Consider the following 26,547-nt stretch of genomic DNA (forward strand, 5'->3'; position numbering starts at 1 on the left):
GGGACTGTAGCTCAGCTGGTTAGAGCGCACCCCTGATAAGGGTGAGGTCGGAGGTTCGAGTCCTCTCAGTCCCATTCTAACGGGGAATTAGCTCAGCTGGGAGAGCACCTGCTTTGCAAGCAGGGGGTCATCGGTTCGATCCCGATATTCTCCATTGCCACTCACGTGGCAGTGACTTAGATCTTTGAAAACTGAATAATATTGTAAATTTTAAATTCATTTCAAATTAATTATTTAATTAAATTGAGCCGAAAAAAATACACCGCGTAATTTTTTGAGTTTTTTAAATTAGTTTAAATCGCATGTGGCCTTGAGCCACATACTCAAACTTGAATCATCAACGTAAGTTGATAGGTTAAGTTATTAAGGGCGCATGGTGGATGCCTTGGCACTAGGAGCCGATGAAGGACGGGACTAACACCGATATTCCCCGGGGAGCTGTAAGTGAGCTTTGATCCGGGGGTTTCCGAATGGGGGAACCCAGCTTGTGTATGCAAGTTATCACCTGATGAATACATAGTCAGGTTGAAGGTAGACGTTGTGAACTGAAACATCTCATTAGCAACAGGAAGAGAAAGAAATATCGATTCCGTCAGTAGCGGCGAGCGAAAACGGAAGAGCCCAAACCAATGTGCTTGCACATTGGGGTTGTAGGACTGTCGTTGTGGAGTTACAAAGTTGTTTGTTAGCAGAATCAGCTGGGAAGCTGAGCAGGATAGGGTGATAGCCCCGTATGCGAAAACGAACAACCTCCCGTACAGGATCCTGAGTACGGCCGGACACGTGAAATCCGGTCGGAATCCGCGAGGACCATCTCGCAAGGCTAAATACTCCCTAGTGACCGATAGTGAACCAGTACCGTGAGGGAAAGGTGAAAAGCACCCCGGAAGGGGAGTGAAAAAGTTCCTGAAACCATGTGCCTACAAGAAGTCAGAGCCCGTTAATGGGTGATGGCGTGCCTTTTGTAGAATGAACCGGCGAGTTACGATAACGTGCAAGGTTAAGGTGGAAAGACCGGAGCCGTAGCGAAAGCGAGTCTGAAATGGGCGCTTGAGTACGTTGTTGTAGACCCGAAACCAGGTGACCTACCCATGTCCAGGGTGAAGATGCGGTAAAACGCATTGGAGGCCCGAACCCGTGCATGTTGAAAAATGCTGGGATGAGGTGTGGGTAGCGGTGAAATTCCAATCGAACTTGGAGATAGCTGGTTCTCTCCGAAATAGCTTTAGGGCTAGCCTCGGAATGAAGCGTGTTGGAGGTAGAGCACTGTTTTGGTGCGGGGCCCATCTCGGGTTACCAAATTAAGATAAACTCCGAATGCCAATCACGTATGTCCGGGAGTCAGACAGTGAGTGATAAGATCCATTGTCGAAAGGGGAACAGCCCAGATCGTCAGTTAAGGTCCCTAAGTGTGTGTTAAGTGGAAAAGGATGTGGAGTTGCATAGACAACTAGGATGTTGGCTTAGAAGCAGCCACCATTTAAAGAGTGCGTAATAGCTCACTAGTCGAGTGATTCTGCGCCGAAAATGTACCGGGGCTAAACACACCACCGAAACTACGGGTGCCACGTAAGTGGCGCGATAGGAGAGCGTTCTATGGGCGATGAAGTCAGACCGTGAGGACTGGTGGAGCGCATAGAAGTGAGAATGCCGGTATGAGTAGCGAAAGACAGGTGAGAATCCTGTCCACCGTATGACTAAGGTTTCCTGGGGAAGGCTCGTCCTCCCAGGGTTAGTCGGGACCTAAGGCGAGGCCAAGAGGCGTAGTCGATGGACAACAGGTTGAGATTCCTGTACCAGGTGAACATGTTTGAACGATGGAGGGACGCAGAAGGCTAACAGATCCCAGCTGATGGATATGCTGGGTTAAATCATAAGTCTTAGAGTGAGTTAAATGCTTGCTCTTCCAAGGACAAGTGATGATGAGGACCGAAATAAAGTAGGGAAGTCTGTGATGTCACGCTGCCAAGAAAAGCTTCTAGTTAGTGTTTACCTGCCCGTACCGCAAACCGACACAGGTAGTCGAGGAGAGCATCCTAAGGTGAGCGAGTGAACTCTCGTTAAGGAACTCGGCAAAATGACCCCGTAACTTCGGGAGAAGGGGTGCTCAGCGAAAGCTGAGCCGCAGTGAATAGGCCCAGGCGACTGTTTATCAAAAACACAGGTTTCTGCAAAATCGTAAGATGACGTATAGGGGCTGACGCCTGCCCGGTGCTGGAAGGTTAAAAGGAGTGCTTAGCGCAAGCGAAGGTACGAATTGAAGCCCCAGTAAACGGCGGCCGTAACTATAACGGTCCTAAGGTAGCGAAATTCCTTGTCGGGTAAGTTCCGACCCGCACGAAAGGCGTAACGATCTGGGCACTGTCTCAACGAGAGACTCGGTGAAATTTAAAGACCCGTGAAGATGCGGGTTACCCGCGACAGGACGGAAAGACCCCATGGAGCTTTACTGTAGCTTGATATTGAGTGTTTGTGCAGCTTGTACAGAATAGGTAGGAGCCGTTGAGATCGGAACGCTAGTTTCGAAGGAGGCATCAGTGGGATACTACCCTCGTTGTATGACCACTCTAACTCACATCGCTTATCGCGATGGAAGACAGTGTCTGGCAGGCAGTTTGACTGGGGCGGTCGCCTCCTAAAAGGTAACGGAGGCGCTCAAAGGTTCTCTCAGAATGGTTGGAAATCATTCGTAGAGTGTAAAGGCACAAGAGAGCTTGACTGTGAGACTTACAAGTCGAGCAGGTACGAAAGTAGGACTTAGTGATCCGGTGGTTCCGCATGGAAGGGCCATCGCTCAACGGACAAAAGCTACCCTGGGGATAACAGGCTTATCTCCCCCAAGAGTCCACATCGACGGGGAGGTTTGGCACCTCGATGTCGGCTCATCGCATCCTGGGGCTGTAGTCGGTCCCAAGGGTTGGGCTGTTCGCCCATTAAAGCGGTACGCGAGCTGGGTTCAGAACGTCGTGAGACAGTTCGGTCCCTATCCGTCGCGGGCGTAGGAAATTTGAGAGGAGCTGCCCTTAGTACGAGAGGACCGGGGTGGACGTACCTCTGGTGTATCAGTTGTTCCGCCAGGAGCATCGCTGAGTAGCTATGTACGGATGAGATAAACGCTGAAAGCATCTAAGTGTGAAACTCGCCTCGAGATGAGATTTCCCATTCTTTATGAAGTAAGACCCCTCAAAGATGATGAGGTAGATAGGCTAGAAGTGGAAGTGCAGTGATGCATGGAGCGGACTAGTACTAATGGTTCGAGGACTTAACCAAGTTGAACAAAACGTGGTGTTAAGGCTCAATAAAAAATGGATTTAAGACTTGACAGTATTATTCAGTTTTGAGATAATTAAATCTCGTACTGATAATTTAATATCATCGTGTTGTGACGATGGCATTGAGGCCACACCTGTTCCCATACCGAACACAGAAGTTAAGCTCAATAGCGCCAAAAGTAGTTGGGGGATCGCCCCCTGCGAGGATAGGACGTCGCAATGCATCTGGACGTTTAGCTCAGCTGGGAGAGCACCTGCCTTACAAGCAGGGGGTCACAGGTTCGATCCCTGTAACGTCCATTGGGCCGTTAGCTCAGCTGGCAGAGCAGCGGACTTTTAATCCGTGGGTCCTGGGTTCGATCCCCAGACGGCCCATTGTCAGTAACATCATATTCCGCCAGGCTGATATATTTTATATCGCCGACTTAGCTCAGTTGGTAGAGCATCGCTCTTGTAAAGCGAGGGTCGAAGGTTCGAGTCCTTTAGTCGGCATCCTGCGATAACTAATGGTTAGTGGTTCTTATGTCGATAAGAACCGATAGGTTCGATTCCTATTTTTCGTTTTGCCGGCTTGGCGGAATAGGTAGACGCACAGGACTTAAAATCCTGCGATGGTAACATCGTACCGGTTCGATCCCGGTAGCCGGCATATATAACGCACCTATAGCGCAATTGGATAGAGTGTCTGACTACGAATCAGAAGGTTGCAGGTTCGACTCCTGCTAGGTGCATTGTGATAGCAATATCACACTTATAGAATTAAATTGTTCGGGACGTAGCTCAGCTTGGTAGAGCACCTGGTTTGGGACCAGGGGGTCGCAGGTTCGAATCCTGTCGTCCCGATTGTAACAATATAATATATGTTATAAGATTCGCGGTGTAGCTCAGCTGGCTAGAGCGTTCGGTTCATACCCGAAAGGTCGAGGGTTCGACTCCCCCCGCCGCGATTGATATTTTTCTAAAATATCTATTGGAGAATTACCCAAGTCTGGCTGAAGGGAACGGTCTTGAAAACCGTCAGGTCGTGAAAGCGGCGCGTGGGTTCGAATCCCACATTCTCCTTTAAACACGAAAGTGTTTATCCATAATAATTATCGCGGGATGGAGCAGTCTGGTAGCTCGTCGGGCCCATAACCCGAAGGTCGTAGGTTCAAATCCTGCTCCCGCAATTTGGTCGCATGGTCTAGGTGGTTAGGACGCCTGCCTGTCACGCAGGAGATCACGGGTTCGAGTCCCGTTGTGACCGTTTATTATGGCGCGATAGCTCAGTTGGTAGAGCATACGATTGAAGCTCGTAGTGTCGACGGTTCGATTCCGCCTCGCGCCATTTATTTATAAAATTAAATAATTGCATTTATATTTTATAATGCGGATGTAGTACAATGGCTAGTGCTCCAGCCTTCCAAGCTGGGAATGCGGGTTCGATTCCCGTCATCCGCTTTTTTTGAAAATAATAATGCGGATGTAGTACAATGGCTAGTGCTCCAGCCTTCCAAGCTGGGAATGCGGGTTCGATTCCCGTCATCCGCTTTTCTTAAAATTAATAATGCGGATGTAGTACAATGGCTAGTGCTCCAGCCTTCCAAGCTGGGAATGCGGGTTCGATTCCCGTCATCCGCTTTATGGGACTGTAGCTCAGCTGGTTAGAGCGCACCCCTGATAAGGGTGAGGTCGGAGGTTCGAGTCCTCTCAGTCCCATTATTAACATATTCGTGTGTTAATAATGGGTTTTATTATAATGATGGGGACATACTCAAGAGGCTGAAGAGGCGCCCCTGCTAAGGGTGTAGGTCGGGCAACCGGCGCGAGGGTTCGAATCCCTCTGTCTCCGTACGAATTAAAAAACCGATATCTCTACGAGGTCTCGGTTTTTTGTTAAGAAAGTTTGGGAACGCAATAAATAAAAGGAAAGTGGGATAAGTGGTTTATGAGTGAAGAAGATCTGAAAAAGCATGCTATCTTTATGTGCATGGTTACAACGATGATGTCGATTAGTTTTTTTAGTACCTTAGGTGTCTCATGGCAAACAATGATGCATATCTCATTGATGCTATTGATCATGTGGCCAACTGTATTTGGACTAAAAGAATTGATTACCGCACCCATTGTTAAGAAGCTTCATGATCATGTCTTATGTAAGATATCTCATAATAAGCGACACACATATCCATTCTTCACCATCTTCATTAACTCAGGATTAGTGACTTTGCTACTGTTAGTTGTGGCACAAATCTACCCAAACAACTTTTTAGCGACTTTCTTAGATAACTGGGAAAAGAAGTTGATTGTATTAATTCCATTATTTTTTCTTGTCCTACGACCAACAATTGAATGGTTGTTTAACAATGAGAAACATCAACTAGTCAAGTTGATCGAAGAGAAATCAAATATCAATAAAAAGTAAGACATCTAGGGGAACTTAGGTGTCTTTTTTTATATATTTGATATCATTTATAAAACTTGACGATAAATCAGACTTTCTGTACACTTACTTATAATAAGTAATTAAAAAGGGGAAGCGACATGAAAGCAACTGAAATTGAATTGGGATTAGATACTTTTGGAGATTTGGCTAAAGACAATGATGGGAATGTCATGAGCTATGCGGCGTCATTGCGACAAGTAGTAAAAGAAGCTGTGATCGCAGATAAAGTTGGTGTAGATGTTATTGCATTGGGAGAACACCACCGTGACGAATTTGCAATCTCAAGTCCAGAAACAGTACTAGCTGCGATTGCAACACAAACTGAAAACATTCGTCTTGCTTCAGGGGTTACTGTTTTGAGTTCTGATGATCCAGTTCGTGTATACAAACGTTTTGCGACAGTTGACGGATTGTCAAATGGACGTGCAGAAGTTATTTTGGGACGTGGATCATTTACAGAATCATTCCCATTGTTTGGATATAACCTTGAAGATTATGATGACTTGTTTGAAGAAAAGATTGCGATGTTCTCAAAAATCTTGGAAGAAAAGCCATTAACATGGGAAGGTGAATTCACACAAAAGATTACAGACACACAAATTTACCCAAAGACTGAATCTGGTCACTTGAAGACCATGGTCGGGGTTGGTGGTTCACCTGAATCAATTATTCGTGCCGCACGCTACGATTTCCCTGTAATCCTAGCGATTATTGGTGGAGATCCTGCACGATTCCACCCATACGTAGAATTGTATAAGCGTGCCGCTAAGCGTCTAGGAAACCCAATTCACCCAATGGCTATGCATTCACACGGATTCATTGCGGATACGCAAGAAGAAGCCGAAGAAATGGCTTGGGAGAACATTAAGATGGCATTTGATAAGATTGGTAAGACACGTGGATGGGCACCTATGACACGTGAACACTTCAATCGAGAAATGGAATCAGGCTCAATGTATGTAGGAACGCCTGAAGTTGTGGCACAACGTATTGCTAAGTCAATTCGTACCCTAGAAGTCGGACGTTTTGATTTGGTTTACGGAGCCGGAGAACAACCTGCAGCAGCGCGTGAACACATGATTGAATTGTATGGAACAAAGGTTATTCCTCGTGTACGTGAATTGCTTGTGGAGGCTGGATATGCAGAATAAAACGATAGGTATTTTGGGTGCTGGTAAGGTCGGCATTGTTTTTGCCCAATTAGCTATTCGTGCTGGATATAATGTTTTGATTGCTGGATCAGGTAGTGTTGAGAAAATTGATCTAACGATTGAAGTTTTAGCACCTGGTGCGAAAGCGGTGACGGCTGCAGAAGCAGCTAGCGAAGCAGATATTGTGATTTTAGCGTTACCATTGAGTAAGTATTTGACGATTGAACAAGAACCACTTAAGGGTAAGATTGTGATTGATGCTATGAATTATTGGTGGGAGGTGGATGGCTTCCGCGATGATTTAACAAATCCCTTACAATCATCAAGTGAATTGATTCAAGAATACTTGCCAGAAAGTCGAATTGTTAAAGCATTCAACCACATGGGATACCATGACTTGCTAGATGAATCCGTAGCAGCAGGGACTGCCGGACGTAAAGCAATTGCGGTTGCTGGAGACGATAAAGAAGCTGTCGGGATTGTAGAACAGGTTGTGGATGAATTAGGATTTGATCCAGTATATATTGGTGGCCTAGATCAAGGACAGAGTTTAGAACCTGGTAGTGATGCATTTGGTGCTAATGAGACACGTGAAGTGCTATTAAACATGATAAATGCCTTTGATGAAACAGAACGCGGTAAGCAGATTAAAGCTGCGCGAGCTGCAAAGAATAACTAATAGAATTAGTAAACCACTCATTTGAGTGGTTTTTTTATTGTCTTATCAGATATGATAAAAACATTTTTTTGTGACAACTTGTCTAGAAAACTTAAAGACGTTTACTAAGTTATAAAAGGTCATCCGCGTAAAAGATAATGAACGAATTGATTACACCTTGGTCAGGTATTGGTTTTCGGAATTAAGAAAATATACACTCATAGAGAAAGTTGATAGTGATAATTAATCCACCTGTTAACAGTCAATGGCGTGTGCTTGTTGTTTAAGAATGCTTCACATAAACTAAATTCATAAAACGATATCGGGGGGATTGAATGATTGTAGATGGGGCATTATTAAAACAGCGACGAGAACAATTGGGAATATCTCAGGGGCAATTAGCACAGGGGATTTGTCACCAATCATTAATATCACGTTTAGAAAAAGACAATCATATAACCAGTATGACGATCTTGCAAAACTTGTGTGCACGACTACAAATTAATGTATCAACATTGGTTACTTTTGCAGATCAAGAACATATGCCATTGAACGTTATTCGGGAATTAGTAGATGCGCATCAATATACACGAGCGAAAGTATATTTACAGGCAAAGCGTTTAAAGAAGTGTTTACCAGAATTTGCATTACCGGAATATCATTTATTACGTGGAAGGGTTCATCTAGGTTTGAGTGAAATTTCGCAAGCAATGCAAAGTTTACATTTAGCATTAGGAGAAGTTGGGCGTCATCAATCACAGTTAATGGTTGAAATTTTTACTGAAATGGGTGCCGTCTGGTTAGTACAAAATGAAATTGTCAATGCGACAGAATGTTTAGAACGCGCATGTAGTATCATCCGTGATTTAAACGATACACAAACATCGAGCTTAAACATGGTGATTGTTTACACATATCGTCGACAAGCAGAATTGTACATTAAAGTGGGTGATGCGACTAAAGCATTGAAACGAGTTAAAGATGCAATGAATTTATTACCATCTGAAAATGTCTATCATGAGATGGTTGCTTTGCAAGAATTACGAATTCAATGTGCAGATATACTGAAATTAACTGATGATAAAAAAGATGCGATGGTCTTAGCCTATGCCGCGGCTAAGTTTTCACGAGATTCGGAATTAGAAGAAACTGTAAAATCATATCAAGATTTAATACTTACTTCACATTAGTGACGATTATGACACCGTGTCATTTATTTGAGGGTTAGACTAGCTAAAACACTTGATTATGTTTATAATATATTGTATAAGCGCAAAGCTTGGGTATATTTAAAATTGAGTAGGAGGCAAGTTTCATGAACTTGATGACAGGTCTTTCCATGTTAGACTTGGCGCGTATCCAATTCGCGATGACAACAGTGTTCCACTTTTTCTTTGTGCCACTGTCAATCGGATTGGGATTAATCGTTGCAATCATGGAAACTATGTATGTGATTAAGAAAGATGACACATACAAGCGTATGGCAAAGTTCTGGGGACGTATTTTCCTTTTGAGCTTCGCAGTTGGAGTTGTGACTGGTATTATTCAAGAATTCCAATTCGGAATGAATTGGTCACAATACTCACGTTACGTTGGGGACATCTTTGGACCTGCGTTGGCCGTTGAAGCCTTGGTAGCGTTCTTCATGGAATCAACATTCCTTGGACTATGGATGTTCGGATGGGATAAGTTCAATAAGGGCCTACATTTGGCCTTTATCTGGATTACAGCTGTAGGTTCTGCATTCTCTGCATTGTGGATTTTGGCAGCGAACTCATTCATGCACAACCCAGTTGGTTACGAAATTGATAAGGTAATGGATCGTGCCGTTTTGGTCGACTTCCCAGCCTTGTTGACTAACCACCAACTATGGTTGGTATTCCCTCACGTATTCTTTGCAACATTCCTTGCAGGGTCATTCGTGGTTATCGGGGTATCAGCATTCTCATTGCTACGTAAGACAAAGGAATTGAACTTCTTCAAGAAGTCAATCCACGTTGCATCAGCTGTTGCGATTGTTGGAACATTTGGAATTTTGGTCACAGGTGATTTGCACGCATATAACCTACAACATGACCAACCAATGAAGTTTGCGGCTATGGAAGGAATTTCAGAAGACATTGGTGGTGAAGGCATTTCACAACCATGGGCAGTTCTGGCATACACGAACCCAGAAACGCATAAGACAGAATGGTCACTTGAAGTGCCATATCTATTGTCAATCCTTGGAAACCACTCATTGACTGGTTTCAACAAGGGTACTGAAACAATTAACAAAGAATTGCATGAAAAATATGATGATCAATTCGGAGAAGACATGAGTTACTGGTTGCCAGCTAACACATTGTTCTACGCATTCCGTATTATGTCAGCATCAGCTATGGCATTCCTTGCACTAGCAGCATACGCATTCTGGTTCACTCGTGAAAAGGCTGACTTCAGCTTCTTCTACAAGTACCGTTGGATTTTGTGGATCTTCGGATTGGCTACATTCTTGCCATTCGTTGCCATTACATCTGGTTGGTTGGTAACAGAATTGGGACGTTTCCCATGGGTTGTTTACGGCGTATTGACTATCGCCGATGCCGTATCACCTAACGTATCATGGATGTCATTGATGATTTCAAACGTATTGTACTTCTTGACATTCTCTGTTATCGGGGGAATCATGGTCTTCTTGTCACGTCGTGTGATGATTGAAGGACCTGAATCAGTCGATGCAGAAGCAATTGAAGATGCTAAGGAAGCAACAGATCCATATGCAGCAGATTCATTTGAAGGAGGAGCAAAGTAATGACATTTCTACAAATTCTTTGGTTCGTCCTTGTCGGTGTTTTGTTCGCTGGATTCTTCTTCCTAGAAGGATTTGACTTCGGGATTGGGATGTCTGTAAAGACAGTTGCTAAGAACGAAGAAGAAGAAGATGCATTGATTGAAACAATCGGACCTCACTGGGACGGAAACGAAGTTTGGTTGATCACTGCTGGTGGTGCCATGTTCGCGGCTATTCCATTCTGGTACGCTTCGTTGTTCTCAGGATTCTACTTGGTACTATTTATCATCCTATTGGGACTAATCTTCCGTGGGGTATCATTTGAATTCCGTGAAGCAATGCAAACAGCTAAGTACCGTAACCTTTGGACTACTGTATTGGCAGTGTCATCATTCATCGTACCGTTCTTCTTCGGTGTAATGTTTGTCGACGTTGTCCAAGGTATGCCAATCGACGCAAACGGTGACTTGATGGCTGGATTCACTGACTACATTAACGTATTCTCACTAATCGGTGGGGTTGCCTTGTCATTGATTTCATACATGCACGGATTGAACTACATGCGTTTGAAGTTGGTACCTGGTGTATTGACTGAACGTGCTGGAAAGCAACTACGTGTCTTGTACCCAGTCTTGTTGGCCGGTGAAGTTGCCTTCGCTGTTGGTTTGTACTTGAACACAGACTTCTTCACACAAAAGCCTGTTATCACAACAATCTTGCTAGCCTTGATCGTTGTATTGACAGTTATCGGTTGGTGGTCTGAATCAAAGGCTAAGGAATTACTTGCATTCCTTGCTTTGGGGCTAACAATTATGACATTGGTTGGATTGTTGTTCACTGGATTGTTCCCGCGCGTTATGATCGGAAACGACCCAGCAACTTCAATCTTGCTACAAAACGCAACATCAACACCATACACACTTGTATGGATGTCATGGATCGCTTTGATCATGGTGCCAATTGTCTTGGGATACCAAGCATGGAGCTTCTGGATCTTCCGTAAGCGTATCAGCGTTAAGCACGAAAACTAAAATGTTTATTTAGATAAACTAAACCGTCATCCAAATTGGATGGCGGTTTTTATTTTATAAACTTTATACCCATTTATATGACATCTAGGAGGAGTTAAAGAAGTTAGGTGGTCTATGAGTTATCTAATTCATTTGACTGCGTTAGATAGCTTGTGAGAGACGATACAAACGGTTTGTTAACGGGGGTAATTAATCTAAAGTAAGGTGGGGCATTTTTTAATAGCATTTATACTGTATTTATAGGGTAGTAGCGTTTTTGACGGGGCATGAATAGATGCTTATAATAGAATTAGTTCACAAAGGATCGGGCGATGACCGGTCCTTTTTATTCAGTTAAAAGCGCAGGGAGAAGTGTATGATTGACCGTCGAATATTTAAATTTGCAAATGCTAAAAAGGTCTTGTTAGTATTGGCCGGCCTAACAGGTATTCAAGCTATAATTATCGTTCTACAAGGATTGTTTTTGAGTACAACTCTGACAGGACTTTGGAATATGTGGCCACTACAACAAGTGTTATTACCATTGGTTATTTTTGCTGGGGCATTTGTGATGCGTCAATTGTTAGGTGTGGCGAAAAACTATGTATTAGCACCATTCGCTGATAATGCAACGAATGAATTACAAGAAGCGCTAATCAAGAAATACACGAAATTAGGACCATCTGTGATTGCGAAACATGGGACAGGGAAGTCAGTTGTGTTGGCTGTGGAAGGAATTGATCAAGTACACGATTACTTTTCACTTGTGCTGATCAAGCTGTTTGATATGAGCATTATCCCATGGGTGATTTTGGCGTATCTGACAACACTGCAATGGAAAGAAGCGGTGTTCTTGTTTGCCATCTATCCTGTGATTGTCTTGTTCATGATTTTATTAGGATTTACTGCTCAAGCCAAAGCTGACAAAGAATATGATCGTTTTAACCGACTATCAAATCACTTTATTGACACACTACGTGGATTAACAACTTTGAAGCAATTAGGTTTGTCTAAAAAGTACGCCAATAATATCTATGAAGTATCAGAAGATTACCGTAAAGCAACGATCGGAACGTTGAAGATCGCAATTCTATCTAGTTTTGCTTTGGACTTCTTTACAACACTATCAATTGCGATTGTGGCGTTGTTCCTAGGAATGAGTTTGATGAATGGGACCTTGATGCTTTTACCAGCATTAACAATGTTGGTATTGGCCCCAGATTATTTCTTACCAATCCGTAACTTTGCGAATGATTATCATGCAACTTTGAATGGTAAGAATGCCTTGGCCGATATTTTTACAATTTTGGATATGCCAGAACCTGAAGGGCAAGAAACGTACCAACCAACAAATGGACAATGGCAAAAGGATAGTACCTTGTCATTAAAGCATGTTGATTTTAAATATGATGACGGTAGCGAAAATGCACTATCAGATATTAGCTTAGACATGACAGGCTATCAACGTGTTGGACTTGTGGGAACATCTGGCTCAGGAAAGTCTACTTTGTTGAACTTGATTGGTGGCTTCTTAAATGGAAATGGTCAAATTGCCATTGATGGACAAGACGTACCACATTTGGCTCAAAAGAATTGGCAACACATGTTACAAGTGATGCCACAAGATCCTTATATCTTCCATGAAACTGTACGTGAAAATTTGGCGTTCTACGCGACTGATGCTTCGGATACAGACATTATTGCTGCAATTGAGACTGTTGGATTGCGTTCATGGTTTGATGGACTACCAGAAGGCCTAGACACGGTTATTGGAGAAGGCGCTTTACAAACATCTGGTGGGCAAGCACAACGTATTGGCTTGGCTCGAATTATCTTAGACACACAACGTCATGTGATACTACTAGATGAACCAACGGCGCATTTGGATATTGAAACTGAGTATCGTCTAAAAGAAACGATGTTACCAGTATTTGAAGATAAGTTAGTGGTCTTTGCAACACATCGTCTACATTGGTTAGCGCAAATGGATAATATCATTGTGATGCGTGATGGGAAGATTGTTGAACAAGGTACATTGCCAGAATTAATGGCAGCCAACGGCTACTTTGTCGAATTACAAGCAGCAATGCGAGGAGTGGCAAATGACTAAATATAAAGAATTAATCAAAAAAGACAGTTGGGTATTTCCGTACCTAACGAAATATTCAGGGCTATTAGCTTTAGTTATTTTTCTAGGCTTTTTAACAGTATTCTGCGGTGGGGCTTTGATGTTTACATCTGGGTATTTGATTTCTCGTTCAGCGCAACGACCTGAAAATATTCTATTGATTTACGCACCAATTGTTTTGACGCGTGCCTTTGGAATTGGACGTCCAAGTTTCCGTTACTTAGAGCGCTTAGTATCACACAATTGGGTATTGCGTATTGTTTCAAACTTCCGAAAGCGACTATATCAATTAGTGGAAGTTGGAACGAAAAGTATTCAAGCGAAAGTACAAACAGGGCAAGTCTTTAACGTACTAGCCAATGATCTATTTAAAATTGAAAACTTCTATCTACAAATGTTGTTCCCAACAATTATTGGATGGTTAATCTATTTGGCAGGATCATTTGCAGTAGGCCTATTTAGTCCACTAACTGCAATTTTATTGCTATTAGTGCTAGGGTTAAACACGATCTTGTTACCGTTGATTACCGTACTAATTAAGGGCGCACGTGATTTTGAACAAAAGCAATTAGAGGAACGCATCTATACTGACTTAACTGACGCAGTTTTGGGACTACAAGATTGGGTCTTGTCAGGTCGTACGGATGAACTATTAAAGAAACAAAATCGCGACTTCAATCGATTGAATGCTTTAAAAGAAAAAGATAATCATTTCGATTGGTGGCGTGGCTGTGTTGCAGAAATTGTCATCGCCGTAACGGCGGTTATTTTGATTGTGTTCGCGAACGCAACCTTTGGTGGTCAAACTGATACAGTTAGTTGGATTGCGGCCTTTGGATTAGTTATGTTCCCATTAGCCGATTCATTAGTTAGCATTAGTGCTGGTTTTGGTGAGTGGCCACGATATGCTGACTCAATTCAACGTTTAAACAAGTTGGAAGAACAAAGTACGACAGAAGCTACTTTTGATGCACAAGCATTACCAACGGACTACACAATTCAATTTGAGCATGCTAGCTTTGGTTATGAAGCTGATCAACCAGTGTTGACAGATATTAACCTAACCATCCCAGCAAAGAAGCATTTGGCAATTTTGGGACCTTCTGGGGCCGGGAAATCAACATTATTGAAGTTATTGTTAGGGGATGAAACGCCTACAAGTGGTTCAGTAACTGTTGGTGGTCATGTTGCAACAAGTTATCAAAATGAACGTGCTGCCTTGATTGCGGTGTTAGATCAACAACCCTATCTTTTTGCGACTTCAGTGGCCAATAATTTGCGTTTAGGAAATCTACATGCGACTGACGAAGAAATTTGGTCAGCACTAAAGAAGGTCCAATTAGATACATTAGTAGCTAGTCTACCTGGTCAATTAAAGACTCCCATGAATGAAGCGGGAAAGCGTTTTTCGGGGGGAGAACGTCAACGTTTTGCGTTAGCACGTATTCTCTTGCAAGACACACCTATTGTAGTTTTGGATGAGCCAACAGTGGGGTTAGATCCTGTCACTGAATTAGCAGTCTTAAAGATGATTTTCGATGTTCTAGCTGACAAGACAATTATTTGGGTTACACACCATTTGACTGGGATTGAGATGACCGATGAAGTTGTATTTATTGATCATCAAGGCATTAACTTACAAGGAACGCCAAAGCACTTGATGGACACGGAACCTCGATTTGCTAAGTTATTAGCAATGGATCATGGTGATTTGTTATAAAGTTGACTTAATTTTATTTAAAGTCCGAGTGGCTATACTCACAAGACTAAAATAGAATGAGAAGATATATGCAAAAACAAAAATTAACACCTAAATACAAGCACAAACCATATTGGCTATTATTACCGTTAAACTTTCTAATTGGCATGTGCATGCTCTTTGGATTAGTGATCATAGGTGTATCAAACAATGAGGATAAACCGTCTGAACAAGAGTTACAACGTGCTGCATTTTTGACTGAAATTGGGCCTGCTGCAAAACGTATTCAAGCCGCATATGATATTCCAGCCTCAATCATTATGGCGCAAGCTGCCTTAGAATCTAATTTTGGCCAAGCTGAACTCGCGGCTAAATACCATAATCTATTTGGTGTTAAAGCAAGTGCAGGGATGGACCAAGTCACATTAGCAACGCAAGAATTTGTAAATGATGAGTGGCATACTGTGAACGCAGCATTTCGTAACTATCCGGATTGGACAGCATCGATGATTGACCATGCGCAATTAATTCGTAAGGGTACATTGGATAATCCAAATCGATATCAAAACGTGACAGCAACAGGTGGGTATGAAGCGGCTGCACACGGATTGGTCAGTGGTGGTTATGCAACTGATCCAAAATATGCAGATAAATTGATTTCAATGATTGAAACATACGACTTAGACACGTATGATAAGTAAAAGACACAAATTTGACATGAAAGGAGGATAGCCACCATGGCATTTCATTTATTACCAGGTAATACAATTGGTATTATGAGTGATGATTTAACTGGACAAACTTTGGCTCAACATGCGCATGACATGGGATTTAATGTGGCAGGCTTCAGTGAATTTCCTGATGCACCTGTTTTATCTGAAGCCGATGAAGCGTTCATTGGCCAAGAGCAATTAGAAGAGTTTAAAGCTAAATCAGACGTTATTACGTATACGGCCCCGTGGTTGTCTCCTGATTTAATTGACCAACTACAAGGAACAGTACTGCCGCAAGGACTAGATCTTGTATCGATTACTGGTGATCATGCCATTAGTCGTGCGTTTAATGAAGCCTATGCGGTGAATATTTTGCCGTATCGCATTGCGACTTCATTAGATGATGTAGAAGAGTCAGGGCGTATTTTAGGATACCCAGTTGTTGTAAAACCAATCTTTAAGCATAAGCATCATGATGAAACCGTTATTCTACATGGTATGTGGGACCTAGGATTAGTTGCACCTATGGTAGATGGTGGAACGATGCTAGTCGAAAATTGGTTGGATCCTGTTAGGGAATTTTCTGTTACAGCAGTTCGAAGTGAACAAGGGGATGTGCAAGCATTTCCGATTCGCGAAACGAAAAAGCAAATGCAACACTTACGTCAAGCATGGACTGTAGATGATTTGGATGCTGACTTAATTGAAGCAATCCAAGATGTGTTAACACGAATTAGTACAGCGTTAGATTATGTTGGTGCCTTTTCGGTTAACTTCTTCTTCAGTGCCGAAGGTAATCTATACGTGCGTGATGTATTGCCAGGACTACATGCCACAGATGGTGTGTACGAAGGAATTACATCTATCTCTGTCGCCCAACAGCATCTGCGTGCGATTACTGGGCAACCACTTCAAACGATTAAACAGTTTGGTGCAGCAATGTATCTACCTGTTACAGCACGTGAACGTACGAGTGTGATTTGGAACTGGGGTATTCAAGATACTTGGTCAGTGAACTTGTATCGTAACCCAGGGACTGCGTTAAAGATTGGACATGTAAATATCATTGGATCAAATACAAACGACTTGCTTCAAAAAGTGAGTGCAACTCAAGTTTGGAACATTGATAAAGACGAAGAAGATTCTGAATGATAACGTAAAAAAGCGCCACAGACGAATTGTCTGTGACGCTTTTTTGATTCATTTAGAATTGAATTGCTGATAACAACACAACAAGTGAGCTTAGGATCATTAGTGCTAGCATGAACACAACGAACACTTGAATAATTTTTTGCATTGTTGACTTACGCTTTTTAACAGCCATATGTTTGTATCTCCATTTGTCTTTAATCTATATTGTCCAGTATAGCAAACTTTGCCGATGATGTAACATTAGTGTTTTTAGAAGTACTAATAAATAGATATTTACAATAATTCAATAATGCCTATATATTTACAAAATTAAAAATGTCGTGTATTTTAAATAATATAAATCATTTACTATATGAGGGGATTATATGTTAAAAGGAAAGTGGATTGACATTCTTGAAATTGTTTTTGCAGTTATTGTTGTGAATATGTTTGGACGAGCATTATTAGCGTACTTAGATGCGCATTGGGATCTTGGGCTACTAAACATCTTGATTATGTTAATTATGTCAGTAATCTTTGGCTTTGGGCTAGTCGTTACACAAGCAACAATCCGAGTAAAATTACAACAAAGTAGACAATAAAAAAAGACCAGCCTCGGCTGGTCTAACGAGCATTATTTAGCTTCTGGTAGTGGCTAGGTGCAGAATAGGGTATGGACGCCCTTCACCATCAGTTTCTGAACGGCTAACTTGTTCAAATCCTTGCTTGTGGTAGAATTTTACCGCGTTAGGATTGTCTTCGTTAACATCCACAGTTGTGATATTCTTGTCTTCAAACAAGCGTTGGATAATTTGTGTTCCGTATCCCTTCTTAAAGTGAACAGGGTCGATAAACAACATTTCCAGTGATTGATCGTAGATACCAGAGAAACCAATTAGTGCATCTCCGTCGTACCATAGTTGTGCATCAACTTGTGCAAAGTATGATGGAATCTCTTCATGAAGGGCATTGAAGTCTTCTTCAGTTAGAAAGTGGTGTGTTGCTTTAACAGCGCGTGCCCAAATGTCTACCGCAGTGGGGTAAAATTCAGGGGTCATAGGCTTATTTGATACAGTCATATGTATGCTCCTTAAATCGTACAAAATATAGGGGTAATTATACCATATTTCAAAAAATCAACCAATAAATAGTAAGTACATAGAAGAGGGTAAATGAATGTTTGAAGTGTTTAGTATACTTGGTGATTTATTCGCAACTATTGCCGCATGCCTGAATGGGTCTGATATGGTTAAAAACAAAAATAAAAACAAGTAGATTATTGATTGAGAAGGTGGAAGATTTATGATGAAATTAGAGGATTTAACACAATTAGTTGTTGATATGAGTAATGGATTCGAAAGTTTTCCTTTTAATAAAGATATGACCAAACATAAAATTATTTGGCATGTTGTCAAACATCAGCATAATCAAAAAATTTATGGCATGGTGTTTGAAAAAGAGCAAAAGTTGTTTTTAAACGTTAAATTAACGACAGAGCATGGACAAGAACTACGTGAATTACGTGGTGTGACACCAGGGTATCATATGAATAAAAACCATTGGAATACCATTGAAATCAATAATACAGAATTGAGTTATGCTGAAATTAAAGGTGTTATTCAAGAAAGTGCGCAGTTAACGCAATAAGAGATAACGCGCATTGATTAGAACTAAAACGAATGCTTTTTGGCAAGCAAAATCGGTGATAAGAATAATTATTTACGGTTATTTTTAATTTGCAAATATATATTTGTTATAATAGAACGATAAGTTGAAAAAATATTTTCAACACACATAGAGGAGGGCTTCATAGTGGAACCTGAAACACGTTCAAGTCGGCATGAGAATAAACCAAAAGTACACTCACCACACTTATTTTTGGTTCTTATGATCGGTGCAATTGTCATTTTCTTTGCAGGCATCATGATTACATTTGTTCTAAGAACTGATGGTGTGATTAGAGAAGCGCCAGAATCAACGATTTCAAGAGTTGAATCAGAGTCTAAAGCAGCCTCAGAAGCGGCTGCAAATACTGAAATGAGTGCAGACGAAAAAACATCAAATATCGTTGAATAAAGAATTAAAGATACATACAGTTATCCAAATATACATTCGAGACAGCTTTTAATTAATGATGAGTTGGTTATAAAACCACTGATGATTAATTAAAGGCTTTTTTTATGCACAGAATCAAACATTAAAAACTGGCAACTTAATAAAAAATTAATAACTTTGAAAAGGTTATTTGAGAAGGGAATGCATAAAACGTTTAATGTATTATCAGATATGGTTTTGTGTCAAGAAATACGCGAAACATACAAGTCAGCGTTTAAAAATGATAAACGTTTTACCATCATAAAAATATCAAGCCAATAAAAAATAATCGCACTTGATGTTGAAAACGCTTTCAGTGGAGTGATAACATTTAAGTACGCAGAGGCGAATAAAATTTAGGCTGAGCGATGTAGGACATGGGTGATATATCGATACGGTGGATTAATTATAAATCCGACAAAGAACAAAGCTGCTTGGCATTCTGCCATAGGGAGAGGGGTTGCGTTTTATTGATAGAGAGCCCATGAAATTGTAGAAGATGTCTAAAGTGACAATGTCGACCAATATGTCGTTCAGAGCTGTTCATCAACGAACAGCTAATGATTTTGCATTGGCATGAGGCATGTATAGTTTATGAGTAAAGGGAGAAGTATAATGACTGAGAAGATGGATCGCACGATGCCTGATGATTTTCTATGGGGAGCAGCTGTTTCTGCTCATCAATTAGAAGGTGCATGGAATGTAGATGGTAAGGGAGTATCAATTGCGGACGTAATGACTTACGGAACGGCAAAGGTACCACGTCAATTGATGGACGACCCTAACTTGGATGAAAATTTTCCAAATCACCGTGGGATTAACTTCTATGAAACATATCCTGAAGACGTAGCGATGCTAGGTGGTATGGGTATGAACGCCTTCCGTATTTCAATTGCTTGGAGTCGTATTTTCCCACAAGGGGATGAACTAGAACCTAATGAAGCAGGGTTAGAATTTTACGACGGCTTGATTGATAGCATTATTGAAAATGGCATGGAACCTGTGATTACATTGAGTCACTTTGAAATGCCACTGCACCTTGTTCAAGAATATGGTGGTTTTTCAAATCGTAAGTTGGTTGGTTTCTTCACGCGCTTTGCGGAAACGGTTATGAGCCGTTATGGTGATCGTGTAAAGTACTGGATGACATTTAACGAAATTAATAATCAAATTGACTGGGAAAGCAACCATCATATGTTGCAAGACTCAGGAATTAAGAATCATGATGCTGCCGATGCACATCGTTTGATGTACCAGGCATCACACTATGAATTGTTAGCATCAGCGCAAGTAACTAAGTTCGCACATGAACACTTCCCAGAAATTCAAGTGGGTTGTATGATTGCGATGAACTCAATCTATCCTGAAACATCAAAGCCAGGAGATTCAATGATGGCAGAACGCGCGATGCAATCTCGTTACTACTGGGGAGATGTTCAAGCACGTGGTGAATATCCAAATTGGTTGTTGAAGTTCTGGGAACACAAGGGCTTTGATTTGGACATCACAGATGACGACTTGGCAACAATGTACGACAACACTGTGGATTTTGTTGGATTCTCTTACTACATGTCTTGGAACGTTAAGGACATGGGTGATCCTTGGTTTGAATACAATGAAACAGAAAACCACCGCAACAATCCTAACCTTGAAAAGTCTAGCTGGGGATGGCAAATTGACCCAATGGGTGTCCGTTGGTCAATGAACTGGATGTGGGATCGTTGGCAAAAGCCTTTGTTCCTTGTTGAAAATGGCTTCGGTGCGTATGATGAACTAACTGAAGAAGGTGAAGTTCATGATGATTACCGTATTGATTACTTGCGCAAGCATATTGGTGCCTTAGAAGATGCTGTACTATTAGATGGTATTCCAGCATTGGGATACTTGACTTGGTCAGGAATCGATATCATCTCAGCTTCAACTGGAGAAATGGCTAAGCGTTACGGTATGATCTATGTTGATATTGATGATGAAGGCAACGGAACTGGTAAACGATACCGTAAGGACTCTTACAACTGGTATGCGAACTTAATTGCGACTAATGGTCGTGAACTGTAAGCGAAGGAGTTTCTGATGAATAACTTTATCAATAAGAAAATTCTGCCACCAGTCATGAAGTTGGTTAATACCCGACCAATGCAAGCGCTGAAAGATGGAATGGTCTTTCCGTTACCATTTATTATCGTTGGATCAATTTTCTTGATTTTGGCACAATTTCCATTTGCTCCAGTTGCGGACTTTTTTCAAAGTATTGGATTAACCGCATTCTTTAACCAAGCCTACGGTGGAACCTTTGCCATCATGGCTTTGTTTGCAGCATTTGGAATCGCTTATTCTTGGGTTAAGCATGCTGGCTATGAAGCAACAACTGCTGGTATGTTGGCAATTACCGTCGATATTATTTTGCAACCAAGTGTTTTGACAACAGTATCAAGTGCGTTGAACCCGGCAGAAACATCAACGGCATGGCAAGCAACTAATGTGATTAACAAAGCTTGGCTTGGTGGGGAGGGAATGATCCTTGCGATCATTTCAGGTCTATTAGTTGGGTGGATGTACACATGGTTTATGAAGAAGGAAATTACAATTAAGATGCCTGATTCTGTGCCAGCAAACGTGTCTGGTTCATTTACAGCCTTGATCCCAGCGTTTGCGATTGTTACGACAGCGATGATCATTTATGGTGTATCAATGTTGATCGGACAAGTATCATTCGTTGAATTGATTTATGGTTTGATTCAACAACCATTGCAACACGCAACGGACGGCATTGTTGGGGTGCTATTGATTAGTTTCCTACCAGTGTTCTTCTGGTTCTTTGGGGTCCATGGTGCCACATTGATTTCCGGATTGATGATGCCGTTGATGTTGGCTAACAGTGCTGATAACTTGAAGTTGTACCAAGCTGGTAACTTGAGTATGGATGGTGGAGCCCATATCGTGACCCAATCATTCATGGATCAATTTACAACGGTTACTGGATCAGGAATGACCATCGGATTGCTAATCTTTATGTTGATTGGTGCAAAGTCTGAACAAATGAAATCAATGGGAAAGTTGAGTTTAGGACCGGCTATCTTCAATATTAATGAACCAATTTTATTTGGAACGCCAATTGTTTTGAATCCGTTGTTCCTAGTACCATTTATTATGATGCCGGTTGCAGCCGGATTAGGAACATATGGTCTAATCTCTCTAAACATTTTGCCGCCATTAAATGGATTGATGGTTCCTTGGACAACACCAGTTATTATCTCTGGTTTCCTTGTTGGAGGATGGCAACATGCTTTGTGGCAAGCAGCATTGATTGGGATTTCAACATTGATGTACTGGAACTTCGCGAAGAAGTATGACCATACATTGGTTGCCCAACAAGAAAACAAAGCGGCTTAATAAAGCAACTTGGATAAACAAGTACGCAGCATCATGGCAAGTGGGGCTGTGAGTTAAAAAGAATCTCTGAAGATCGGACGCCATTGATCTTCAGAGATTCTTTTTTAATTTTCTACATGTGCCACTATTACAAGGAATTGGTTCACCGGGAACTATGATATAATGGCATATAATACATATAAGAGGAAGTGATGAAATGGCATCGATTGTAGCTTGGCCAATAACTATTTTAATAACCGTCATTATTGGGGGAATCTTATGGGGCCTACAACGTTTTGTTGTGAAAACTGCGTGGCCAGTTTGGCTACAACCAATTGATGTTGCAACCATTATTGCTTGGTGGAGTATTCAAAGTATTTCTTACCAAGTTTGGGGGCATTCATTCTTATTACCATTACTATTAATGCTTGTTTTGTGGGGAATTGCGGTTGCGCTTTATCAGACATTTTTACAACAGACATTTACGGTACAACGTTTTGGACGTCAATGGTTTCGCATTATAAATATTACGACATTCGCAATTTTAGTCATCTTTGCATTACTAGGTTGGCTACTTTAATTAAGGAGATACACATGGAAAAAGTTTTAGGTACAGTAAAGAGCTGGGATAAAGGATTTGGTTTCATCGAAATTAAGGGTGAACCAGACGTATTCGTACATTACTCACAAATTGAAACACAAAACGTTCGTCGTTTAAATGAAGGTCAAAAAGTGGCTTTGATGGTTGTACAAGGATTACGTGGCCCACAAGCTACGGGTGTAGAAGTTATTAAGGAAGGGTAGTTGCCATTTATGGATGAACAATATCGTGAAGAAGTTCTAGAAGAAAATGTGAAATATGATGGGAAAATCATTAAGGTCACACAACAAATCGTTAAATTGCCAAACGGCGCTGAAGCGACACGCGATATTGTCTATCACAGTGGCGCAGTTGCTGTGATGGCGCTGACACCTGATGATAAAATGATTTTGACACGTCAATGGCGTGCGCCGATTAAGGCGATGTCCCTTGAAATTCCAGCGGGTAAATTAGATGAACGTGATCGTCAAAAACCATTGCATGCGGCGGAACGCGAATTAAATGAAGAAGTGCGCATGCAAGCAGCAAGTTGGCAAGAAGTAGCTAACTTCTACACATCAATTGGATTTGCAGATGAGCACATGACATTGTTCTTGGCTACTGACTTGTCACAGGTTGAGAATGAACTACCGCAAGACGATGATGAAAACTTAGACTTGTTATACGTGTCATTTGATGAAATGACTGCTATGTTTGAAGCTGGGCAATTACAAGATGCGAAAACGCTAATGGCATACTTCCACTGGCAAACATTGCGTCAGAAATGAGGGTAAGATGAGTCGTTTAAAGTCTTGGTGGGAAAAAATTCGTCCTGCACGTAAAAAGGCATTGGATGAAATGCCAGAAATTAATGGTCGTCCGATTACACGAGCTGAATATCGCTTGAGTGGAAAGGGCCGTTACGAACTAGATAAAGAAACTGGTCTACTAACAGATGCCGGTAAAACTGATCGATTAAAGCATCGCTTAAATTTAGTAATTGGTTGGCTGGTTATCTTAATTATTATTGTTTACATTTTATTATTCACACTATAGGAGAAAGAACATGCGTTACGGTGTAATTAATGCGATGCCTGAAGAAAAGGCAGCATTGCTTGAAGCAATGACAGATATGGTAAAGATTGAAAAAGGATTAAAGGAATTCCATACTGGAAAGATTGGTAACGCTGATGTCGTTGTCGTCGAATCTGGTATTGGTAAGGTTGAAGCAGCTGTTACAACTGCTTTGTTGATTAACGAATTTGACGTTGATGCAGTTATCAACTCAGGTTCTGCTGGAGCCCTTGGTGCAGAATTGCGTATCGGCGATGTCGTTATTGCTGATAACTTGGCTTATGGGGATGCTGATGCACGTGCATTTGGATACGCCTATGGACAAGTGCCACAACAACCAGCAACTTTTGTTCCTGATGAAACATTGTCAGGTGCTATGGCCGATGAATTTGGTAAGACAGCCAGTGGTAAGCTATACCGTGGTTTGATTTTGACATCAGATTCATTCATTGCTGGACCAGAACAAAAGGATGTCCTACTTGGACACTTCCCACATGCAAAGTCAGCTGAAATGGAAGGAGCTGCAATTGCGCAAGTAGCAACAATGTACAACAAGCCTTTTGCAGTTGTTCGTGCTATTTCAGATAACGCTAATGGTGAAGCCGGTCCTACATTTGATGAATTCATCGTTGATGCAGGACGTCAATCTGCAGATGTATTGATTAACTTCTTTAACAAATAGGCATAAACGTAATAGGAGGTATTGAAAATGGCTTTTGAAACAACAGTAACAGTTCCTGGAGACAAGCAAACATATATTTTTAATCCAAATATGCGTAAGTACGCATTAACAGACTTAGGGTTTATTACTAACAATGCTGGGACATATGTTATGGAACGTGCATTGCAACCAATGAAGGGGCTACAAGCCTCTATTAAGTTGAAGGTAATGGTAGATAAAAATCTAACAGGTATTAAGATTAAGACGATGAATCCAGCTGGAAATGATCGTGTAGACATCTTTAAAAATCCAGATAATGCCGAAATGGTAGAGTTGTACAACTACTACTTAAACGAATTAGTATCACGTGACGTGATTAAGATTGCTGAATAAATCAAAGAAAGAGAATACTTAGGTATTCTCTTTTTCTTTTTCTTAATGAAACAAAAATGTGACATAACATGACAAAATGCTTACTTTTCCTTAGTTTTCCTTTAAATTTTTTGTAGGAAGATTTAGAATAAGTTAAGAATCCTGTTGTCACCAGTAGGTTGTTTGTTGGTAGATGCTAGGATGAAGCAGGCGGTACTGTTAGTATCGTCAAAATGTCGATTCATGAAGCCGTCAAATAGAACGTTAGCTATAACTAAAGGAGAAGCGCTAGATGAATAAAAAGTTGATGTCAACGGTGACCGTTGCAGGACTTGCCACTCTTGGTGGTATTACAGATGCCTCAGCAGACACCAAATACACAATTGAAAAAGGTGACACATTGTCTCACATCGCATTAGAATATGCGACAACAGTCAATCAAATTGCTGCCGAAAATAACATTGCCAACCCAGATTTGATTTTTGCTGGGGACACACTATGGATTAACGGGGTGCCAACACCAGTACGTCCATCAGGCTCAGTAGAAGCACCTGTGGCGCCAGTACAATCTGTACAAGCACCTACAGTTGAAAAGTCAGCAGCACCAAAGGTAGAAGCACCAAAGGTTGTTGAAGTGGAAACACCAGCACCAAAGGTCGAAACACCAAAGGCTGTTGAAGTGGAAACACCAGCACCAAAGGCAGAAACACCAAAGGCTGTTGAAGTGGAAGCACCAGCACCAAAGGTAGAAGCACCAGCACCAAAGGTAGAAGCACCAGCACCAAAGGTAGAAGCACCAAAGGTTGTTGAAGTGGAAGCACCAGCACCAAAGGTAGAAACACCAAAGGCTGTTGAAGTAGAAGCACCAGCACCGAAGGTAGAAGCACCAAAGGTTGTTGAAGTGGAAGCACCAGCACCAAAGGTCGAAACACCAAAGGTTGTTGAAGTAGAAGCACCAGCACCAAAGGTAGAAGCACCAAAGGCTGTTGAAGTGGAAACGCCAGCACCAAAGGTCGAAACACCAAAGGTTGTTGAAGTAGAAGCACCAGCACCAAAGGTCGAAGCGCCAAAGGTTATTGAAAGCCTATCTGTTTACGATCGCTTTTTGAATGCTGGTGGAACAGAAGCGTTGTGGAACGTAATTGTTATGCCTGAATCTGGTGGAAACCCAGATATTGTTTCACCAAGTGGTTACCGTGGTTTGGGACAAACTAAGGAAGCTTGGGGAATGGGAACAGTTGAAGAACAAACAGCAGGAATGTTGAACTATGCTGAACAACGTTATGGTTCTGTAGCCGGCGCCGTGGCATTCCGTTTGGCAAACGGATGGTGGTAAGCTAACTCGCATGTGTTAGTTATATTGACCCAAACAAAAAAGCAGGAAGTACTTGGACATCGTGTCGGGTACTTCCTGCTTTTTTAGTGAAAGGGTAA

24 protein-coding genes, 18 tRNA genes and 2 rRNA genes are annotated in these 26,547 nt (G+C 41.5%); 42 read left to right on the forward strand and 2 right to left on the reverse strand.

Features of this window, described 5'->3' with window-relative positions; translation table 11 throughout:
- The 30 genes from KHQ31_RS01335 (at position 1) to KHQ31_RS01480 (ending at position 16,981) form a co-directional block, all read left to right on the forward strand.
- Positions 1 to 74, forward strand: a tRNA-Ile gene (locus tag KHQ31_RS01335).
- Between the two features lie 7 nt (positions 75 to 81).
- Positions 82 to 154: transfer RNA gene (locus tag KHQ31_RS01340), tRNA-Ala, on the forward strand.
- A 199-nt stretch (positions 155 to 353) separates the two neighbouring features.
- Positions 354 to 3,270 (forward strand): 23S ribosomal RNA (locus KHQ31_RS01345).
- A gap of 108 nt (positions 3,271 to 3,378) precedes the next feature.
- A 5S ribosomal RNA gene (gene rrf, locus KHQ31_RS01350) occupies positions 3,379 to 3,495 on the forward strand.
- A gap of 4 nt (positions 3,496 to 3,499) precedes the next feature.
- Positions 3,500 to 3,572: transfer RNA gene (locus KHQ31_RS01355), tRNA-Val, on the forward strand.
- Between the two features lie 2 nt (positions 3,573 to 3,574).
- Positions 3,575 to 3,647: transfer RNA gene (locus tag KHQ31_RS01360), tRNA-Lys, on the forward strand.
- Between the two features lie 44 nt (positions 3,648 to 3,691).
- Positions 3,692 to 3,764, forward strand: a tRNA-Thr gene (locus KHQ31_RS01365).
- Positions 3,765 to 3,837: 73 nt separating this feature from the next.
- Positions 3,838 to 3,921, forward strand: a tRNA-Leu gene (locus tag KHQ31_RS01370).
- 8 nt (positions 3,922 to 3,929) lie between these two features.
- Positions 3,930 to 4,003 (forward strand) — tRNA-Arg (locus KHQ31_RS01375).
- 38 nt (positions 4,004 to 4,041) lie between these two features.
- Positions 4,042 to 4,115, forward strand: a tRNA-Pro gene (locus KHQ31_RS01380).
- Positions 4,116 to 4,145: 30 nt separating this feature from the next.
- Positions 4,146 to 4,219 (forward strand) — tRNA-Met (locus KHQ31_RS01385).
- A gap of 25 nt (positions 4,220 to 4,244) precedes the next feature.
- A tRNA-Ser gene (locus KHQ31_RS01390) sits at positions 4,245 to 4,334 on the forward strand.
- Positions 4,335 to 4,367: 33 nt separating this feature from the next.
- A tRNA-Met gene (locus KHQ31_RS01395) sits at positions 4,368 to 4,441 on the forward strand.
- Positions 4,442 to 4,444: 3 nt separating this feature from the next.
- Positions 4,445 to 4,518: transfer RNA gene (locus KHQ31_RS01400), tRNA-Asp, on the forward strand.
- A gap of 8 nt (positions 4,519 to 4,526) precedes the next feature.
- A tRNA-Phe gene (locus KHQ31_RS01405) sits at positions 4,527 to 4,599 on the forward strand.
- A 41-nt stretch (positions 4,600 to 4,640) separates the two neighbouring features.
- A tRNA-Gly gene (locus KHQ31_RS01410) sits at positions 4,641 to 4,712 on the forward strand.
- 18 nt (positions 4,713 to 4,730) lie between these two features.
- Positions 4,731 to 4,802, forward strand: a tRNA-Gly gene (locus KHQ31_RS01415).
- Positions 4,803 to 4,820: 18 nt separating this feature from the next.
- Positions 4,821 to 4,892 (forward strand) — tRNA-Gly (locus tag KHQ31_RS01420).
- A 4-nt stretch (positions 4,893 to 4,896) separates the two neighbouring features.
- Positions 4,897 to 4,970, forward strand: a tRNA-Ile gene (locus KHQ31_RS01425).
- A gap of 45 nt (positions 4,971 to 5,015) precedes the next feature.
- Positions 5,016 to 5,103, forward strand: a tRNA-Ser gene (locus KHQ31_RS01430).
- 96 nt (positions 5,104 to 5,199) lie between these two features.
- On the forward strand, positions 5,200 to 5,676 hold the full coding sequence (locus tag KHQ31_RS01435; protein ID WP_213409224.1) for a hypothetical protein: 477 nt from the start codon (positions 5,200 to 5,202) through the stop codon (positions 5,674 to 5,676).
- Positions 5,677 to 5,795: 119 nt separating this feature from the next.
- Positions 5,796 to 6,848: an LLM class flavin-dependent oxidoreductase gene (locus KHQ31_RS01440; RefSeq protein ID WP_213409225.1), complete on the forward strand. Its 1,053-nt coding sequence runs from the start codon at positions 5,796 to 5,798 to the stop codon at positions 6,846 to 6,848.
- The gene (locus KHQ31_RS01445; protein WP_213409226.1) at positions 6,838 to 7,527 is read left to right on the forward strand and encodes an NADPH-dependent F420 reductase; all 690 of its coding nucleotides are present in this window, start codon (positions 6,838 to 6,840) and stop codon (positions 7,525 to 7,527) included. The genes KHQ31_RS01440 and KHQ31_RS01445 overlap by 11 nt, the downstream gene beginning before the upstream one ends.
- A gap of 314 nt (positions 7,528 to 7,841) precedes the next feature.
- Positions 7,842 to 8,696, forward strand: a complete 855-nt coding sequence (locus KHQ31_RS01450) for a helix-turn-helix domain-containing protein (RefSeq protein ID WP_213409227.1) — start codon at positions 7,842 to 7,844, stop codon at positions 8,694 to 8,696.
- A gap of 125 nt (positions 8,697 to 8,821) precedes the next feature.
- A complete protein-coding gene (locus KHQ31_RS01455) occupies positions 8,822 to 10,300 on the forward strand; it encodes a cytochrome ubiquinol oxidase subunit I (protein ID WP_213409228.1) in 1,479 nt (492 codons plus the stop codon).
- Positions 10,300 to 11,310 (forward strand): cytochrome d ubiquinol oxidase subunit II, encoded by a 1,011-nt coding sequence (cydB, locus tag KHQ31_RS01460; RefSeq protein WP_213409229.1) that lies wholly within the window; start codon positions 10,300 to 10,302, stop codon positions 11,308 to 11,310. Before KHQ31_RS01455 ends, cydB begins: the two co-directional genes overlap by 1 nt.
- Before the next feature lie 355 nt (positions 11,311 to 11,665).
- A complete protein-coding gene (cydD, locus tag KHQ31_RS01465) occupies positions 11,666 to 13,399 on the forward strand; it encodes a thiol reductant ABC exporter subunit CydD (RefSeq protein ID WP_213409230.1) in 1,734 nt (577 codons plus the stop codon).
- A complete protein-coding gene (gene cydC, locus KHQ31_RS01470) occupies positions 13,392 to 15,137 on the forward strand; it encodes a thiol reductant ABC exporter subunit CydC (protein ID WP_213409231.1) in 1,746 nt (581 codons plus the stop codon). Before cydD ends, cydC begins: the two co-directional genes overlap by 8 nt.
- A gap of 68 nt (positions 15,138 to 15,205) precedes the next feature.
- On the forward strand, positions 15,206 to 15,817 hold the full coding sequence (locus tag KHQ31_RS01475; RefSeq protein WP_264336022.1) for a glycoside hydrolase family 73 protein: 612 nt from the start codon (positions 15,206 to 15,208) through the stop codon (positions 15,815 to 15,817).
- A gap of 36 nt (positions 15,818 to 15,853) precedes the next feature.
- A complete protein-coding gene (locus KHQ31_RS01480) occupies positions 15,854 to 16,981 on the forward strand; it encodes an ATP-grasp domain-containing protein (RefSeq protein WP_213409233.1) in 1,128 nt (375 codons plus the stop codon).
- A gap of 52 nt (positions 16,982 to 17,033) precedes the next feature.
- Here the strand turns inward: KHQ31_RS01480 and KHQ31_RS01485 are convergent, their stop codons facing one another.
- Positions 17,034 to 17,153: a DUF4044 domain-containing protein gene (locus tag KHQ31_RS01485; protein ID WP_213409234.1), complete on the reverse strand. Its 120-nt coding sequence runs from the start codon at positions 17,151 to 17,153 to the stop codon at positions 17,034 to 17,036.
- Positions 17,154 to 17,346: 193 nt separating this feature from the next.
- Here KHQ31_RS01485 and KHQ31_RS01490 point away from each other — a divergent pair, with 193 nt between their 5' ends.
- Positions 17,347 to 17,562 (forward strand): hypothetical protein, encoded by a 216-nt coding sequence (locus KHQ31_RS01490; protein WP_213409235.1) that lies wholly within the window; start codon positions 17,347 to 17,349, stop codon positions 17,560 to 17,562.
- A gap of 36 nt (positions 17,563 to 17,598) precedes the next feature.
- Here the strand turns inward: KHQ31_RS01490 and KHQ31_RS01495 are convergent, their stop codons facing one another.
- Positions 17,599 to 18,039 carry a GNAT family N-acetyltransferase gene (locus tag KHQ31_RS01495; protein ID WP_213409236.1) on the reverse strand — a complete coding sequence of 147 codons (441 nt, stop codon included), beginning with the start codon at positions 18,037 to 18,039 and terminating at the stop codon, positions 17,599 to 17,601.
- Positions 18,040 to 18,262: 223 nt separating this feature from the next.
- On the opposite strand from KHQ31_RS01495, the gene KHQ31_RS01500 reads away from it, so the two are divergent.
- From KHQ31_RS01500 to KHQ31_RS01550, 11 genes are all read left to right on the forward strand, one after another.
- Positions 18,263 to 18,607, forward strand: a complete 345-nt coding sequence (locus tag KHQ31_RS01500) for an MmcQ/YjbR family DNA-binding protein (protein ID WP_213409237.1) — start codon at positions 18,263 to 18,265, stop codon at positions 18,605 to 18,607.
- A 165-nt stretch (positions 18,608 to 18,772) separates the two neighbouring features.
- Positions 18,773 to 19,036, forward strand: coding sequence for a hypothetical protein (locus KHQ31_RS01505; RefSeq protein WP_213409238.1), 264 nt, complete (start codon positions 18,773 to 18,775; stop codon positions 19,034 to 19,036).
- 633 nt (positions 19,037 to 19,669) lie between these two features.
- On the forward strand, positions 19,670 to 21,112 hold the full coding sequence (locus KHQ31_RS01510; RefSeq protein WP_213409239.1) for a 6-phospho-beta-glucosidase: 1,443 nt from the start codon (positions 19,670 to 19,672) through the stop codon (positions 21,110 to 21,112).
- Positions 21,113 to 21,127: 15 nt separating this feature from the next.
- The gene (locus KHQ31_RS01515; RefSeq protein WP_213409240.1) at positions 21,128 to 22,447 is read left to right on the forward strand and encodes a PTS sugar transporter subunit IIC; all 1,320 of its coding nucleotides are present in this window, start codon (positions 21,128 to 21,130) and stop codon (positions 22,445 to 22,447) included.
- A gap of 196 nt (positions 22,448 to 22,643) precedes the next feature.
- On the forward strand, positions 22,644 to 23,006 hold the full coding sequence (locus KHQ31_RS01520) for a DUF3397 family protein (protein WP_213409241.1): 363 nt from the start codon (positions 22,644 to 22,646) through the stop codon (positions 23,004 to 23,006).
- 14 nt (positions 23,007 to 23,020) lie between these two features.
- On the forward strand, positions 23,021 to 23,230 hold the full coding sequence (locus KHQ31_RS01525; RefSeq protein ID WP_213409242.1) for a cold-shock protein: 210 nt from the start codon (positions 23,021 to 23,023) through the stop codon (positions 23,228 to 23,230).
- A gap of 9 nt (positions 23,231 to 23,239) precedes the next feature.
- Positions 23,240 to 23,794 (forward strand): NUDIX hydrolase, encoded by a 555-nt coding sequence (locus tag KHQ31_RS01530; RefSeq protein WP_213409243.1) that lies wholly within the window; start codon positions 23,240 to 23,242, stop codon positions 23,792 to 23,794.
- 7 nt (positions 23,795 to 23,801) lie between these two features.
- Positions 23,802 to 24,062 carry a hypothetical protein gene (locus tag KHQ31_RS01535; RefSeq protein WP_213409244.1) on the forward strand — a complete coding sequence of 87 codons (261 nt, stop codon included), beginning with the start codon at positions 23,802 to 23,804 and terminating at the stop codon, positions 24,060 to 24,062.
- 10 nt (positions 24,063 to 24,072) lie between these two features.
- A complete protein-coding gene (locus KHQ31_RS01540) occupies positions 24,073 to 24,762 on the forward strand; it encodes a 5'-methylthioadenosine/adenosylhomocysteine nucleosidase (protein ID WP_213409245.1) in 690 nt (229 codons plus the stop codon).
- 27 nt (positions 24,763 to 24,789) lie between these two features.
- Positions 24,790 to 25,134, forward strand: coding sequence for a cysteine desulfurase (locus KHQ31_RS01545; RefSeq protein WP_213409246.1), 345 nt, complete (start codon positions 24,790 to 24,792; stop codon positions 25,132 to 25,134).
- A gap of 271 nt (positions 25,135 to 25,405) precedes the next feature.
- A complete protein-coding gene (locus tag KHQ31_RS01550; protein ID WP_213409247.1) occupies positions 25,406 to 26,449 on the forward strand; it encodes a LysM peptidoglycan-binding domain-containing protein in 1,044 nt (347 codons plus the stop codon).
- Positions 26,450 to 26,547: the final 98 nt, after the last annotated feature.

Source organism: Weissella ceti, assembly GCF_018394055.1.
Classification (GTDB): Bacteria; Bacillota; Bacilli; order Lactobacillales; family Lactobacillaceae; genus Weissella; species Weissella ceti.